This is a genomic window from Porphyromonas bobii (genome assembly GCF_943169685.1).
In the GTDB taxonomy this organism is placed as follows: Bacteria; Bacteroidota; Bacteroidia; order Bacteroidales; family Porphyromonadaceae; genus Porphyromonas; species Porphyromonas pasteri.
On sequence record NZ_CALPBU010000002.1, the window covers coordinates 76,858 to 91,586 of the forward strand.

General features: G+C 59.6%; 11 protein-coding genes. 8 read left to right on the plus strand and 3 right to left on the minus strand.

Annotated elements, in window-relative coordinates; genetic code table 11:
* Positions 1 to 21: 21 nt before the first annotated feature.
* Positions 22 to 291, minus strand: a complete 270-nt coding sequence (locus tag KO088_RS02915) for a co-chaperone GroES (RefSeq protein WP_009432230.1) — start codon at positions 289 to 291, stop codon at positions 22 to 24.
* A 616-nt stretch (positions 292 to 907) separates the two neighbouring features.
* Between KO088_RS02915 and KO088_RS02920 the strand changes: the two genes are divergently transcribed.
* From KO088_RS02920 to KO088_RS02955, 8 genes are all read left to right on the plus strand, one after another.
* Positions 908 to 1,240 (plus strand): hypothetical protein, encoded by a 333-nt coding sequence (locus KO088_RS02920; protein ID WP_215493441.1) that lies wholly within the window; start codon positions 908 to 910, stop codon positions 1,238 to 1,240.
* A 113-nt stretch (positions 1,241 to 1,353) separates the two neighbouring features.
* Positions 1,354 to 3,774, plus strand: a complete 2,421-nt coding sequence (locus KO088_RS02925; protein ID WP_215493443.1) for a TonB-dependent receptor — start codon at positions 1,354 to 1,356, stop codon at positions 3,772 to 3,774.
* Between the two features lie 25 nt (positions 3,775 to 3,799).
* Positions 3,800 to 4,618 carry a hypothetical protein gene (locus KO088_RS02930; RefSeq protein WP_215493445.1) on the plus strand — a complete coding sequence of 273 codons (819 nt, stop codon included), beginning with the start codon at positions 3,800 to 3,802 and terminating at the stop codon, positions 4,616 to 4,618.
* Positions 4,619 to 4,636: 18 nt separating this feature from the next.
* The gene (locus tag KO088_RS02935) at positions 4,637 to 5,752 is read left to right on the plus strand and encodes a hypothetical protein (protein ID WP_215493447.1); all 1,116 of its coding nucleotides are present in this window, start codon (positions 4,637 to 4,639) and stop codon (positions 5,750 to 5,752) included.
* A 486-nt stretch (positions 5,753 to 6,238) separates the two neighbouring features.
* Positions 6,239 to 7,399: an ABC transporter substrate-binding protein gene (locus tag KO088_RS02940; protein WP_215493449.1), complete on the plus strand. Its 1,161-nt coding sequence runs from the start codon at positions 6,239 to 6,241 to the stop codon at positions 7,397 to 7,399.
* A gap of 3 nt (positions 7,400 to 7,402) precedes the next feature.
* On the plus strand, positions 7,403 to 8,437 hold the full coding sequence (locus KO088_RS02945; RefSeq protein WP_215493451.1) for a FecCD family ABC transporter permease: 1,035 nt from the start codon (positions 7,403 to 7,405) through the stop codon (positions 8,435 to 8,437).
* Positions 8,424 to 9,458: an ABC transporter ATP-binding protein gene (locus KO088_RS02950; protein ID WP_215493453.1), complete on the plus strand. Its 1,035-nt coding sequence runs from the start codon at positions 8,424 to 8,426 to the stop codon at positions 9,456 to 9,458. Before KO088_RS02945 ends, KO088_RS02950 begins: the two co-directional genes overlap by 14 nt.
* 15 nt (positions 9,459 to 9,473) lie before the next feature.
* Positions 9,474 to 11,579 (plus strand): TonB-dependent receptor domain-containing protein, encoded by a 2,106-nt coding sequence (locus tag KO088_RS02955; RefSeq protein WP_215493455.1) that lies wholly within the window; start codon positions 9,474 to 9,476, stop codon positions 11,577 to 11,579.
* Positions 11,580 to 11,670: 91 nt separating this feature from the next.
* Here the strand turns inward: KO088_RS02955 and KO088_RS02960 are convergent, their stop codons facing one another.
* Positions 11,671 to 13,152, minus strand: a complete 1,482-nt coding sequence (locus tag KO088_RS02960) for a PepSY domain-containing protein (protein ID WP_215493457.1) — start codon at positions 13,150 to 13,152, stop codon at positions 11,671 to 11,673.
* 112 nt (positions 13,153 to 13,264) lie between these two features.
* A complete protein-coding gene (gap, locus tag KO088_RS02965; RefSeq protein WP_215493459.1) occupies positions 13,265 to 14,269 on the minus strand; it encodes a type I glyceraldehyde-3-phosphate dehydrogenase in 1,005 nt (334 codons plus the stop codon).
* Positions 14,270 to 14,729: the final 460 nt, after the last annotated feature.

Sequence of the window (14,729 nt, forward strand, 5' to 3'; positions counted from 1 at the left end):
TTCTTACTTAGTGAGAAGGGATTAGATCGTAGCGAGTACGTCGGACTGACGCATGATGAGGTACTTCTCACCTTCGTGCTCGATCTCGGTGCCAGCGTACTTGCCATAGAGGACGACGTCGCCAGCCTTGAGGACCATCTCTTCGTCCTTCGTGCCACCACCTACGGCGATGACTTCGCCACGCAGGGGCTTTTCCTTAGCTGAATCGGGGATGATGATACCGCTCACGGTCTTCTCTTCTTGGGCAGCGGGGCGAATGAGTACGCGGTCTGCCAGGGGCTTAATGCTCATGATCTAAGTAGTTATATGTGTTGTTTTATATTCTTCGTTTCGCTTGGGACTGGGGTATAAGGCTCCCCACCCACGTCCTCTACCGAGCAAGGAGCGTGCCAAAGCCCAGCGAAGCCCCATTCTGCACACCTCCTGCCAATATGACACACCGCCCCCACCTACTGCTGTCAGCGAGTACGACATTATATATCGAGCGCACGAAGGAATGGGCGAGCAAAGGAGCGAAGAGCAGGGATACCGCCTCATCCATTACAAGACGCTTGCACCGTGCCGTACGCTACGCGGCGCATAGCAGTGCGGCGTGAGCCCTCGCCTCTTCGCAGGTAAAAACAAGGGACAATAGTGGAATGACCTCCTATCCGTGCGAAGAAAAGCTGCGAACCTATGGTAGATAAGCTTCATCTACGTACGTGGCTCTAATATCTACGTGCGTGGTCATTAGGATTTACGTACGTAGTCTTTAAGACCACGCGGGTAGACAGAGGAAGATCACTACGGGAAGCTACTTTTTTCTCCACGGAAATACCACTTTTCCTCAGGCGGATTCTCTTCCTTTGATATAAGCCTTCGCTCTGAATTCGTTATATTTGCAGGCAGTAGCACCTCGCACAAGATTATGCAGACCAACGAGCGATATACCCGTCGGCTGGCGACCCTCTTCCTCGGGCTCTTCCTGAGTCTCCTGGCGATGGTCAGCCTACACGACTTCAGCCACCGCGCTGACGCCGTGCAGGATGTCGTGTCTACAGAGGGCTACACCTCCCACGTGACGAAGACCGACTGCTCGATCTGTCACTTCGTCCATACCCCGTTCTTAGCTCTCGCCATCGGCACGCTGCTCGCAGCAGTGGCTCTCGGCGTGCGCATCCTCGGGGTGCGCTTGGTGCGCCTTGCCCACTCGATCCGCAGGGATGCGGTACAGCTACGGGCCCCTCCCACCTTCGCCTAAATCACTCACCAGAGGCCACGTGTAGGGTAATCTTTGCCCTGCCTCTACCCCCGCCTATCACTTATAGCGTGCTCCCGGCCTGTATGGGAGTGCTACGCTTGGCCGTGTAGCTCGTGGCTACAGCTGGCTATATCCGCGAAGAGGACCGCTATGCCATAGCCTCTTCCCGACCCTTCATCCATATCATCCTTTTCCTACCTATGTGCTATCTATCACTGGCAAGATGGCGCGGCGTCCTCCTATCTCTGGGGATGCTCCTCGCCCTTGCCCTGGGTGCATGCCCTGTACATGCCCAGAGCCGTAGCCTCATCATCCAGGTCCTTGACGATCGAACTGGAGAGCCCCTCCCAGGCGCCGTCGGCCACATCGGCCGTCGCTCCATGCAGACCGACCTCAAGGGCCAGCTGACCCTCGCCCTCACGGGGAGCGAGGAGGACGGCCTGCACGTCCATCTCATCGGCTATCACGAAGGCTTCATCCCTCTGGACAAGCTCCGCAGCACCCCCAGCCCCTTCACCCTGCGTCTGCGCCCTGAGGAGCGTGATCTCTCTTCGGTGAAGGTCGTCGGTACCCGCCGTCCTGTCTCCGCCAACGTCGTCTCCACGAAGGTCTCTACCGAGCGCATCGAGCGTAACCTCGGGCGTAACCTCGCCGCCCTCCTCACCGAGGTCAGCGGCGTCACGAGCCTGCAGACGGGCACGACGACAGCGAAGCCCGTCATCCACGGTATGTACGGCACGCGTGTGCTCATCGTCAATAATGGCGTCCGCCAGTCGGGCCAGAAGTGGGGCGACGACCACGCCCCCGAGGTCAGCGTCGACGCCAACGACCAGGTCCACGTCGTCAAGGGCGCCGAAGCGGTAGCACATGGCTCCGAAGCCCTCGCGGGCGTCATCATCCTCGGGCAGAGTCCTCTCCCCTATCATGGGCGTAGCCTGCAGGGGACGCTGGCGACGAGCTTCGCCACCAACGGCCGTCGCTTCACCGAGGTAGCGAAGCTCGAAGGCGCTCTGCCCTTCCTGCCTTCGCTCGCTTGGCGTGCGCAGCTCTCCTACACCAATGCGGGTGACCGCTCGACGGCGAAGTACCTCCTCACCAATACGGGCGTCAAGGAGCTGGACTACTCACTCGCCCTCGGTTGGCGCGGCGAACACCTCTCTCTCGAGAGCTACTTCAGCCAGTATCAGAATAAGACGGGGCTTCTTCCCTCGGGTCACCTCAAGAATGCCAACGAGATCGAGGCGCTCATCGAGCGTGGTCGTCCGCTGACCTTCCGCCCCTTCTCCCGCCATATTGACTACCCTCACCACGACGTCCTGCACCGCCTGTGGAGCGTCAAGGGGCGCTATGATGATGAGCTTCTCGGCACCTTCACCCTGCAGACCTCGCTGCAGACTGACCGCCGAGATGAGTACAACATCCGCCGCAATGACCGCTCCTCCTTCCCCACGCTGGCGCTCGATCTGAAGAGCTTCCAGGCAGATGCGGCTTGGCGCAAGCACTACCACCGCTGGGATACGGAGGTGGGCCTGCACTTCGTCGGCACGGAGAACTACAACCGACCTGGCACGGGCGTCGTGCCCATCATCCCGAACTACACCGAGGTCACGGGTGCAGCACACCTCCTGCAGAAGTACCAAGCCGAGCGCTGGGGCGCTGAGGTCGGCCTGCGCCTCGACCAGATGACGCTCAAGGTAGCTGGCTACGACATCTATCAGCAGCTCTTCAAGGACACGAAGCGCTTCACGAACGTCACCTACAGCATCGGCGGGCACTACCACCTCTCGCCCCTGTGGCACCTCACGACGAACCTCGGGGCAGCCTTCCGCGCCCCCCACGTCCACGAGCTCTACAGCGAAGGTAACCAGCACGGCTCGGCGATCTACATCCGTGGGAACCGCGACCTCAAGAGTGAGCGCGGCTACAAGTGGATCACCTCCGTAGAGCACTCGGGTGAGCGCCTACACGTGCGTGCCGACGGCTATCTGCAGTGGATCGACGGCTATATCTTCGATGCGCCGACACACACGATGCACACGACGCTCTCGGGCGAATATCCCTTCTTCACCTATCAGCAGCGTGATGCCTTCTTCCGTGGCTTCGACATCGACGCATCGTACCGCTTCCCACAGGATATTGAGTACGGGGTGAAGAGCTTCATGGTATGGGCTAACGAGCGTGGCACGGGCCAGCTCTTCCCCTATATCCCCTCCTTCCACCTCGGTCAGCACCTCAGCTGGAGCCCTAAGCTCGGCGGGGGCTTCTCGGGTAAGGTCACGCTCAATCACCTCTTCGTCGCTCGCCAGACGCGCTTCGACTCCGCTATCGACATCGCTGACGCACCGCCTGCCTACGGGGTATGGGGCGCCGAAGTCGAGCTCTCGAAGACGCTGAAGAATGGCCAGTCCCTGCGCCTCCTCCTCACGGGCGACAACCTCCTCAATGCCGAATACAAGGAGTATACGAACCGCGCTCGCTACTATGCCCACGAAGCGGGTCGCGATATCCGCGCCTCACTCCTGTGGAAGTTCTGATCACCTCGCTTATCTCTCTCATCCTATGACTCTACGACAGCTATGCGGGAGCCCCAAGAGGCTCCTCCTTCTGCTCCTCGTGCTTGTCCCGATTCTCACGTCTTGCGACCCCAAGGAGCCGACCAACGAGCTACTGAATAAGCGCCACGATAACCCCTCCTACGTCATCTTCACGCTCAAGGAAGCCAAGCTCAACAACCCCACCCGCTGGGATGCTGAGCCCACACTCGCCGATATCACCCTCACGGGCCGTGAGGAGAAGATGACCCTCTCACTCACCAGTAAGGGCTTCCTCGCCAGCGAAGAGCAGGGCGTATCGCAGTTCTCCGTCAAGAGCACCGATACCGAGTCGGATGTCGTCTACCTCCTCGAGATCGACTACCTCGACGCCCGCCGTGAGCTGATGAACGGGCAGTTCATCGAGAACGGCCAAGACCGCATCCACCAGCACTTCTTCGAGCGCTTCACCCGCGAGTTCATCCGTGGCAAGTGGCGTACCTACGCCGTCAAGGAGCCCAAAGAGCTCGGCTATGACTACCGCTACGTCGACGTCACGCCGTGGAATCAGCCCTACAACGCGCCCGAGAGCAAGTTCACGGGCACAAGCAATCCCATGGGCTTCAAGGGTCTCATCCGCTTCACACGCGCCGACTGGAAGTTCCTCTTGACGATCATGCTCATGCATGCGCACCAGCCGAAGATCTACAACGGTCAGGCGATGCCCTTCTACAACAACCTCTATTATCCCATCGACCAAGAGTCGGATATCTCGCTGAACGTCACCTTCGTCGTCGACGCCGGCACCACCGACCTCACGGGTCGTGAAGAAGCTTCTTCTAACTAATTAATCCCTCAGAAACGTATGACAACGAACCGTCTCAAGGCTTTTGCCTTCGCCAGTATCGCAGCCCTCAGCCTCGTCGCTACGGCCTGCTCCGGTAAGTCCAATAACGAACCCGTCGTACCTCCGACGCCCACACCCACACCTACTCCCTCACCTGTCACCCCCAGCTCTGACCTCGACATCGCCAAGGTCGTCATCCGCCTGCAGATCGGCCACCTTCACGGCAAGAAGAGCTTCCACTACCTTCCCTCCGAGGCTGACCTCGAGAACCGCAACCTGCAGGATGAGCAGGTCGTCACCTACACCAAGCAGGGCAGCGAGTGGAAGCTCAGCGAGAGCACGGCGAAGATCGGCAACGCAAGCGTGACCTACACGCTCGACAAGTTGCTCGCCCTGCGCTGGAGTGACACGCGCCGCGAGAACCCCTTCACGGGCGAGATCTCGGGTAGCGACTACCCTCAGTACGGCATCCTCTTCGAGTGCTACAATTCGAAGGGCGAGCTCCTCGACAAGCAGCTCTCCGCTAAGGGTGCCTACCAGCTCTTCATCTACCCCTCCGACGTGAAGGACTACGACAGCCAGTCGGCTATCACGACCAAGTCGGACTTCTCCGATGTCTTTGAGTACACGAACCTTGATACGGAGGACTTCACGAAGTCTGCACACCACGGTCAGACGAAGTTCCGCGACGAGAAGGACCCCGTCAACCTCAAGGGCTACGCCATCTTCCCCAAGCTCGGCTCACAGATGACGCTGAACTTCGACCTCTACGCTACCACGAAGGGTAAGCTCGAGGGCGGAAACGTCTCCCCCGTCTACGCCCCTAATGCGACGGTGAAGGCTGGTAATCGTCTCCTCCACCTCAGCATCCCCCTTTACATCTACGGCCCCTACTCGATCAAGCAGTACGCTTCGACGAACGATATCAAGAAGCCGCTACGCCCCATTGAGGACTTCGCCGCTGGGGTTGTAGAAGATGAAGACCCTGAGGGTAAGGAAGTGCCTCTGGCGAAGGCTGCGGCTTACCGCCTCGAGAAGATCCTCGGCAAGGCCTGGGCGAATATCGGCCCTGACTTCACGGACAATGCTGTAGCACCCCGCGCCAACGAGAAGACGGGCGGTATGTTCTATTAGTCCGATCGACCCCACTCCACAAGCGAGCGGCGGCAGTCCCCGATGGGGGCTGCCGCCGCTCATTATATGATAGCTGTACGTCTTCTTTGAGAAAATGCCTCAAAGTCTACGAGAAAAAGCTGCGTAGCACTACGCCTAAAGCTTTGTCCACGCACGTAGATCTTAGGACTACGCACGTGGATGATAGGATTTTCGTACCGAGATTATAAATCCACGCACCAAGACGAAGGAAAAGCTGTATAGGAGCTGACTTATAGCACTACGGGGACGGCCGTTTTTCTCCTACTCTTCGGGGGAAAGGGCTGTATAGCTCGCTACCCCATCATCGTAGCGGAAGAGCCATGCATCGGGGAGCTATGCGGAGCCTTCAGCGCAGGGCGCAAAGCGCTCTATATGAAGAAGCCGTATTCTTCTTGTACCTTTGTAGCGGGAATTTCGGTTCCTCGTGCCTCTTTGGAGGCACACCTATCATAAATGTAATTACGCATGACCAAGCCTTTACTTCTCCTTGCGTGCCTCCTCATGCTCTTGGGGAGCTGCACAGGACGTTCCAGCCAGAGTACGGCTACCACAGATAGCATCGTCGCCGACAGCGCGGACTTCGCGCATGCCGTGCACTTCGACTATGCCAAGGGCATCCAAGTAGCCAACCATCCTGGCTACAAGGAGGTGTTTATCTTCACCCCCGACGAGCCCGACACCCTCGCCCGCTACTTCCTCTATCCCCGCGGCCATAAGCCCGAGGTGACTGCCCCTGGCGCACGCTACATCGCCGTACCCGTGCGCACCATGGGTACGCTCTCCACGACGGAGATCGGCGCACTGACGCTCCTCGACCTGCGTGACGTCCTCGTGGCATGTAGCGACCCGCGCAACATCAATGACAGCATCCTCGCCGAGCGCACACGCCGTGGCGAGATCGCCGAGATCGGCCGTGGCATGGGGCGCAATGTCGAGCAGATCATCGCCACCCACCCCGAGATCATTATGCAGGGCCTGCAGGAGTCCGATGCCAAGGACGAGGATATCCGCGCCTCGGGCATCGAGATCGTCTTCTTCAACAACTGGAAGGAGCAGAGCCTCCTCGGGCGTGCCGAGTGGATGAAATTCATCGGGATGCTCTTCGGGCGCAATGTCCGTGCCGAAGAGACCTTCCAGCGTATCGAGCGTGAGTACCTCGAGGCGAAGAAGATCGCTGCACAAGAGCCCGACTTCCTCCCCGTCCTCTACGGGCAGGACTACAAGGGCTCGTGGTACGTCCCAGGCGAATACTCCTACGTCACCTCGATGCTCACCGACGCACACATCAAGTATGACTTCATCCCTGGGCAGGTAGCGAATAAGCCCATGAGCTTTGAATACGTCTTCAGCCGTCACCGCCACGCCCCCGTATGGCTCAGCATGATGGTCGGCAAGGACATTACCCTGAAGGACTTCCTCTCGATGAACGAGCGCTACCAGCACTTCGACGCAGCCAAGGCGGGCAACGTGTGGATCGACCGCAAGCGCGTCAATGAGTACGGGGGTAATGACTACTGGGAGAGCGGGCCCTACAACCCGCACCTCATCCTGAAGGACCTCATCAAGATCACGCGTCCGCACCTCCTCCCCAACTACGAGACGACCTACTGGGTCAAGCTACAGTAGCCCATGCGCGCACGTCACTCGATCCTCTTCCTCCTCATCTCGCTCGGCATCGTCGTGGCCTTCGTGCTCGACATCATGTGGGGCAGCGTCTCTCTGCCTGCGAGCGACGTCATCGACACGCTCCTCGGCCGTGGTGAGCATACGACGACGAGCTACGTCGTCCTGAACTTCCGCCTGCCGAAGGCACTCACCTCGCTCATCGCTGGCGCAGGGATCTCCATCGCAGGCCTGCAGATGCAGACGCTCTTCCGCAACCCCCTTGCCGATACCTCAATCCTCGGGATCAATAGCGGTGCAGGCGTGGGCGTAGCGATCTATACGATGGCTTACACGCTCTTCCCCTCGCTCCTCTCTACGGCAGGCGTGGCGAACACGTGGGGCATCATCCTCGCCGCCTGCATCGGCGCGCTCAGCGTCCTCCTGATGATCTCCGCCGTCTCGAGCCGTCTGCACGACATCGTCTCGGTGCTCATCGTCGGGGTGATGATCGGCTTCCTCGCCTCGAGCGTCATCTCTATCCTGCAGTACTTCAGTGACGAAGAGACGCTGAAGACCTACCTCATCTGGAGCTTCGGTAGCGTGGCGGGCACGACTTGGCGCCAGCTGCAGCTCATGCTCCCCGTCGTCCTCGTCGGGCTCATCGCGGCCCTCCTCATGCCGAAGCAGATGAATGCCCTCGGCCTCGGGGAGAACTATGCGCGCTCCGTCGGGACGAACATCCGTCTGGTACGTCGCCTACTCATCGTCATCACCAGCATCATCACGGGCTGTATCACGGCCTTCACGGGACCTATTGCCTTCCTCGGCATGGCCGTCCCGCACTTCGTCCGTCTGCTCTTCCGCACGGCCGACCACCATATCCTCGTCCCAGCGACGATCCTCTCGGGCTCCTTCCTCCTCCTCGTGTGCGACCTCCTGACACAGGCCCCAGGCCATCAGTTCGTCCTCCCGATCAATGCGATCACCTCGCTCCTCGGCGCCCCCGTAGTCATCCTCGTCATCCTGGGTAATAAGCGTAAGCGCAATGCCTTCAAGTAAGACACAGCACCTCACGATCGAGCTCCGCCACCTCCGCACAGGCTACACGGAGCGTCGCCGTAGCGTCGTCATCTCCCCCGACCTCTGTCTCTCCATTCGCCCAGGCGAGATCGTCATGCTCATGGGGCCCAACGGCAGTGGGAAGTCCACACTCATGCACACCATGGCAGGCCTGCTCCCACCCCTTGCAGGCGAAGTAGAGCTGGGCGAAAAGCCTCTCTCCAGCCTCACGATGAAGGAGGTCGCCCGTCAGCTGAGCCTCGTACTCACCGAGCGCATCCCCGCGGGCAATATGGACGTCTGGGAGGTCGTCACCATCGGTCGCTACCCCTATACGGGCTTCCGTGGTGTGCTCAGTGCCGAGGACAAGCGTATCTGCGAAGAGGCACTCGCCACGTGCCGTCTCACGGAGCTGCGTGAGCGTATCTTCGACACGCTGAGTGACGGCGAGAAGCAGCGCGTGATGATCGCCCGTGCCTTGGCACAAGAGACTCCGCTCATCCTCCTCGACGAGCCCACGGCGCACCTTGACCTCCCCTCCCGTCTGGAGGTGACGACGATGCTCCGCACGCTCGCCCACAAGCTCGGCAAGAGCATCCTCATCTCCACGCACGAGCTGGATCTGGCCCTCGGCTGGGCGGACACCATCTGGCTCCTCGACCGCTCGGGAGCTATCACAGCCAAGGCGCCCGAAGACCTCATCCTCGATGGCGATATCGAGCGTGTCTTCGGTGACCCACGCCTGCGCTTCGACAGCGAGCGAGGGGAATTCTCCATCGCCGAAGAGCCAGGTCAGCAGATCCATCTCACGGGCGAAGGCCTACGCTACAGCTGGACGTGCCGTGCGCTTCACCGCCTCGGCTACGGCATCATCTCTGGCGACCTACCGCCCGAGACCAGTAGCATCACCATCAGCGAAGCGGGCTGGACGCTCCGCACCCCTACGGGGATCACGACCCAGCATCACTCTATCACCGCACTCCTCTCCACCCTCGGAGAGCGCAGTGCATCTGTATATTAACCAAGCAACGAACGTATGAAACAAAAGCTAACGCTTCTCATCGCGGCGGCCTCACTGGCCCTCCCGCTCTCAGCAAGCACTACGGATAGCCTCCGTACCACGAACCTCGATGAGGTCCTCGTCTACGGTACGCGCTCCATCCTTCCCCTGAAGAAGGTGCCCAGCAAGATCGAGGTCATCAGCGCCGAGACCATCCAGCGCTCGGGCTTCACCAGCCTGCCCGACCTCTTGAAGAACTACAGCAGCGTCGACGTCATCCAGTACCCTGGCTTCAACGCTACCGTCGGTATCCGTGGCTTCAAGCCTGGTAAGGCCTATACCACCGTCCTCATCAACGGGATCCCCACGGCGTCGGAGAACATCTCCACCATCGCCCTCTCGGACATCGCACAGGTAGAGATCCTCAAGGGACCCTTCTCCTCGGTCTATGGTACGAATGCTATGGGCGGTGTCATCAACATCGTCACCGTACAGCACAAGGAGCAGCTCACGGGTCGCGTCTCCGCTACGGCTGGTAGCTACGACACCTACGCCGGTACGCTCGCTCTCGGTGGGCGCATCGTCTCGGGCCTGTCCTTCGACCTCAGCGCTGGCTACACCAGCGAGCACACGAACTACAAGGCTGGTAACAACGATATCCTCCGTCACAACAGCCTCGCCAAGGCTATCGTAGACCCCGAGACGCGTGGCGCTACGATGCCAGGTAGCACCTATGGTGTCTACACCGGTAGCCTTCGCCTCGGCTATGACTTCTCGCCCAACTGGTCGGTAAACGCCTACGAGAACCTCTTCATCGGCGACGCTATCCGCACCGGTGGTAGCATCTACGGGGTCTACGGCCTCTCGCAGAAGGATATCACGCGCTCGCTCACTTCGCTCGAAGTCCTCGGGCAGGTCGGCATCCATCGCCTCGCACTGCGCCCCTACTACTCCTTCGAGGTGTCGCAGAACTACGACAAGGCTGGTAGCGGTGCTATCATCAACTACCGCCGCAATGGTCAGGACTACGGGGCTATCCTGCAGGACGACATGACCCTCGGCGCACACCGCCTGACCCTCGGTGCCGACTACAAGAAGAGCGACACGAAGACCAAGTCCTTCGACGCTACGGGCGCCCAGAAGGCGAGCTACAATCCCGACTACTCGACCTCCAGCCTCGGCTTCTTCGCCCAGACGAACCTCAGCGTCACCGAGCGCTTCATCGTCTCGGCGGGCGCACGCCTCGACCTCATGCGCTTCGACCTCAGTGCCGACAGCCGCCTCAATAGCGAAGCTAAGCACGAGCAGCACCTCGTCTTCAGCCCCAACCTCGGCCTGAAGTATGAGCTCGCCCGTGGCCTGCGTCTACACGCCTCTGCTGGGACGGCCTTCGCTGCTCCTGACGCCTACCGCAAGGCAGGTCAGTACACCAGCGGCAAGACGACGACCGTAGGGAATCGCGACCTGCGCCCCGAGAGCTCGCTGACCATCGACGGGGGGATCGGCTATACCAACTATGAGAAGGGTATCGACCTCGACGCTACGTACTTCTACACCGACCACAAGGATATGATCGTCGACAAGGTCACGACGAATCCCGACAAGACGGCTACGAAGACCTTCATCAATAGCGACAAGGCTCGTATGCACGGCCTCGAGCTGATGGCCGCCTACGACTTCGGTAGCCTCGTGGACTACGCCTTCTCACTGAAGGCCTACGCCAACGCTACGCTCCTTCTCCACTCGAAGATGAAGCTCGCTGCCGCCAGCGACTGGACGCCTATCAAGTACGTGCGCTCGCAGAACGTCACCTTCGGCCTCGACTTCACCACGCGCGAAGGCCTGCAGTTCGGCCTCTCGGGTCGCTACATCGGCCAGCGCTGGGAGGACAACTGGTTCGGCTACTACCCCGATATCCGCACGGGGCTCGCTGCACGCGTAGCAGCTGAGCAGCCCGAGTGGGGCCGTCGTCTCCAGCACCCCTCGGCACTGATCTTCGGTGCTTCACTGCACTACACCATCAAGCAGCGCCTCGGTCTGGGGGTCAATGTAGACAACCTCTACGACGAGCACTACACCGAGAAGGACGGCTACCACATGCCTGGCCGTACGGTACGCTTCAAGCTTAGCTACCAGTTCTAAGCCCTGCGCTAAGGACTTCCCCTAAAAGCACGTATCCCCCACGATCCGCTCGGGTCGTGGGGGATACGTGTATATAGGTGGGTGAGGGCGCTTAGTGCTTCTTCTTCCCGCGACGACGCAGGAGGCGGCGCACATAGTCGAAGGCGAGCATCAGCCCCGTCAGCGAGGTAATGAGCCCGATGAGCATGAACGCCCACATCACGACGGGCCATGCCCCTGGGGTATTCACCAAGGGAGCGAACTGCAGGCGGTGGAGCTTCATGAACATCCACGCATCGATGCGCTCACTATCCGCATACATACGCCACATACCCGTCTTGGGATCGACGTAGTAGGTGTGGTGGTCCTTCGTGTCGATAGCGATGCGCCAGACGGGCAAGGGGAGCTTGCCAGAGCGGCTGATGTAGTACGTGTCGTACTTGTCCATCAGCTCGGTCGTGTAGTGGTGACCTTCGCCGAAGACCGTACGGAGCTCGGTGACGATCTCGGCGCTGTCGAGGCTGAGGCGCTTGGGTACTACGGAGCGACCATCATAGTAGTGCGCCTCCTGCCCATCGGCCTTCAGCACGGGGATATGCCCCAGCGAGGTGAAGGTCAGGGCGCGTAGCTCGGGCTCTGCCTGACGCAGGGCCGTGAGGTCGGTGCAGTAGTCCGTCATGCCGAGCGGGCGCCCCTCGAGCTGCTCCACGGGGTAGTCCGTCGTCTCGGTATGGGGGAAGTGCACGACGGAGAGGAGCCCCGTCAGCACCCATGCGATGATGAGCACACCGCCGACGGTACCGAAGAAGTGGTGCCACTGGTAGCGCTTGCGGGGGAAGGGCGAGAAGAGCTTCGCCGCCTTCTTCTTCGCACGGCTACGGTAGTGCACGATGCCTAGGTAGAAGCCCGTCAGCGCCATAAACGTACCGATAGCGCCGAGGACGATGATGACCCAGCGCCAGAGGTCAGCACGCGAGCGGATGTAGGTGAAGTAGATCCAGTGCGGGATAGCGCCAGCCCACGCCCAGAGGCGCTCGCTGCGGGTGGACTCCTGCAGCACGTCGCCCGTCACGCTCGAGACGTAGACCTCATGCCCTGCCCCACCGGTGAGGAGGAGACGATAGAAGGGGAGATCCTCCGTGAGGCGCGAGAAGGGCGTCCACTGGTCAAGCTCCGTGATGGTGTCGATGCGCTCGATACGCTGCCCCCAGCGGGCGGCGATGGTCTCCAGATACGCTCTATCGAGCTGGAGCGAGCGCAGGCTGTCACCGTCAAAGGCCAGCTCACGGCGCTCCCCCTCTACGGGGCGGATGACGAGACGCGCACGGCTGTCGGCATACGTCCCGCCTGAGATCTTCAGGCGCTCCAGCGGCACCGTGTCGAGCTGGAGGGAGGTGAAGAGGGCATGCAGGCTATCTGTCGTGGGCAAGCTCTCGGGCAGACGGGTGCTGTGCTTCAGCTCCTCGTCCATCGAGTACTTGGGATAGGCGTGGTAGATAAGGACAAGGCCTGAGACGAACCAGGCCACGAAGAGGACGCTCATCAGCGCACCGAGGAAGCGGTGCGTGCGCGTCATGAAGGAGCGAAAGGTCATAGTTAGGTCGAGGTCTGTGTGGTAGTAGAGGTAGATAGTAAGAGATCAGCCCCCCACCATACCATAGGCACAGCGGGGGGCTGATAAGAGCTTTATGAACTCGGTCGGGGGATTAGCCGTTGACCTTAGCCATGTGAGCTACGAGGTCGAGGACCTTGTTGGAGTAGCCGATTTCGTTGTCGTACCAGCTGACGAGCTTGACGAACTTGTCCGTCAGAGCGATACCAGCCTTAGCGTCGAAGATAGACGTACGCGTGTCGCCGAGGAAGTCGCTTGATACGACATCTTCGTCCGTGTAGCCGAGGATACCCTTGAGTTCGCCTTCAGAAGCCTTCTTGATAGCTTCGCAGATCTCTGCGTAGGTAGCAGGCTTAGCGAGGTTGACCGTGAGGTCAACGACAGAGACGTCGAGGGTAGGAACGCGGAAGCTCATACCGGTGAGCTTACCGTTGAGCTCGGGGATGACCTTACCTACAGCCTTAGCAGCACCCGTAGAAGAAGGGATGATGTTGCCAGCAGCAGCGCGGCCACCACGCCAGTCCTTGGCAGAAGGACCGTCGACAGTCTTCTGAGTAGCCGTCGTAGCGTGAACCGTGGTCATCAGACCGTCGGTGATACCGAAGTTGTCGTGGAGGACCTTCGCCAGAGGTGCGAGACAGTTCGTCGTGCAAGAAGCGTTAGATACGAACTGCGTGCCCTTGACGTACTTGTCGGTGTTGACACCGCAGACGAACATAGGCGTGTCGTCCTTAGAAGGAGCAGACATGACGACGTACTTTGCACCAGCGTCGATGTGACCCTGAGCCTTTTCCTTAGAGAGGAAGAGACCCGTTGATTCGACGACATATTCAGCACCGATTTCGTTCCACTTGAGGTCAGCGGGGTTCTTTTCAGCGGTGATGCGGATCGTCTTACCGTTGACGACGAGGTTACCGTCCTTGACTTCGACCGTACCGTCGAAGCGGCCGTGCATCGTGTCATACTTGAGCATATAAGCCATATACTCTGCATCGAGGAGGTCGTTGATACCTACGATCTCGATATCGCTACGCTTCTGGGCAGCACGGAAGACAAAACGGCCGATACGTCCGAAGCCGTTGATACCTACTTTAATCATCTTTATTATTCGTTTCGTTAAACTGATTTACTGAATCTCTCTGTTGCTGGATGATAGCCCCTTGGTGCGGGGAACATCTTGCGATACAAAATTACAGAAATTTATCCACACCTATGACTTATTTCCGAAAATATTTTGGTAAGTGTGCCCTTACCGCCCATTTTGCTCTGCAAACCACCCCACAAAGCCCCACCAACGACCTGCCGACGACCTGCTCCCCGATGCTCCTTCGTCCCCCTTCTCCAGCCCTTTGCCCATCCACCTTCTCGAAGGGCAAAAAGTAACCAGTAGTGGTCACTCGTCTGACCAGTACTGGTCGCAGCGCGAAGCAGTACGGGTTAATATCAGTTACCAGTACTGGTCACGTCGGCGACCAGTACTGGTTTGCCTCCCCCTTCCTCCGTCTTATCGTGACAGCCTTTCGCTATAGCTCTATCTATGATAGACACCGCTTGCACCA